This is a genomic window from Ohessyouella blattaphilus (genome assembly GCF_024721265.1).
Lineage (GTDB): Bacteria > Bacillota > Clostridia > Lachnospirales > Lachnospiraceae > Aequitasia > Aequitasia blattaphilus_A.
Genome location: NZ_JAMXOC010000078.1, coordinates 1 through 1,186, shown reverse-complemented (window position 1 = coordinate 1,186; position 1,186 = coordinate 1). Strand labels below are relative to the sequence as shown.

At 43.7% G+C, this 1,186-nt stretch carries 2 protein-coding genes; both read right to left on the bottom strand.

Features of this window, described 5'->3' with window-relative positions; all coding sequences use genetic code 11:
• Positions 1 to 737, bottom strand: a 737-nt coding sequence (locus NHH16_RS15420) for a hypothetical protein (RefSeq protein WP_262070476.1), incomplete at its 3' end; no start/stop codon positions are given.
• 53 nt (positions 738 to 790) lie between these two features.
• Positions 791 to 1,186: DUF5688 family protein (locus NHH16_RS15415; RefSeq protein ID WP_262070475.1), on the bottom strand; the 396-nt coding region annotated here is incomplete at its 5' end.

Sequence of the window (1,186 nt, the reverse complement as noted above, 5' to 3'; positions counted from 1 at the left end):
TCTTTCCCTAAGCGCCGGTCGATAACCTTACCTTCAGGGGATAAAATCGGGTATTCATCCGTAGGTTCGAGGAGAAGTAAAAAGTCCTCTCCTTGGCTGATTACTTCTTCACTTGGAAGCGCTAGCCACTGATTCTCCTCCTTCGGGTGTTTAAACAGTATATGGTGATATTTTGCCTCTAGCTCCTCGTTCTTTATGTATGATTCTCTGGCTACTAGGTGTTTAAGCGCAGTGGGTACGTTAGTCTTTTTTTTTGCTTTTAGAGCGCCGACTACCTCTTCTTTTACAGCTTGTACATCCTTTTCCGTAGCTGTTTTAAAATAATCCTCCATCTTAATGGCGCCGGCCATTAACTCGGCATGAGCTTTAAAGTAGGCATTTAGCTTAGGACTATCAGATGCGCCACTATAAAACTGAATAAAGTCGTCGGTTTTATCAAAGTCAAAGAGCTGAGAGAAGGTAATCCCTCGCTTTGTCAGCTCTTCCTTTACGCTATCCAGTTCGCTATCGCTTTTGACTTTCACTTGGAATACCACCGCCTGATCACCTGTTAGAGCTTGTTTCTCCATCAGCTTTTCAAGGGTCATTTCCCCGTACTTAAGCCGCATTCTTTGCTGGCGCTTAGTAAGAGCTAGCTGCATAAAGAACTGAATTACCTGAACACTTACTTTTCCTAGGATAAAAGCGCCGTGGCCAGCTAAGCTTACAATCTGCATGGTATCGCTTACGTCACTCATTTTCTTCCTCGCTTTCTAAATAGGCCCGGAAGCGTTATGCTCCCGGGCTTTTATTATCGTGTATGCTCTTTTACTGGTAAAAAGGACTCCCTGACAGAGTATACTTTCTTCTCCTCGCTGTCATAGACATAAATATGATCTGCTAACTGATCCTCTGGCTCTACCTGAGTAGAATTAACGTCTCGCACCATTTCACCTAACTCTGTCGCTGACGGGGCATCTTGCTTTTTAAGACAGATTAGTTCATGGGTGGATGAAGGCAAAATATAGTAATCCCCTCCTAGTGCTTGTGAGACCTGTTCCATCACATCTTCTCTTAGAATTGCTGTCGCTCCACCAGTCCTTGGTTCATTGCTTAGTACATACATGCCTGCCTGTTTTTTTTCATCTATCTGTTTTCGGCCTAGCATATTTTCCGGCGTTGTATGATTTAGCATCTCCGACATAAT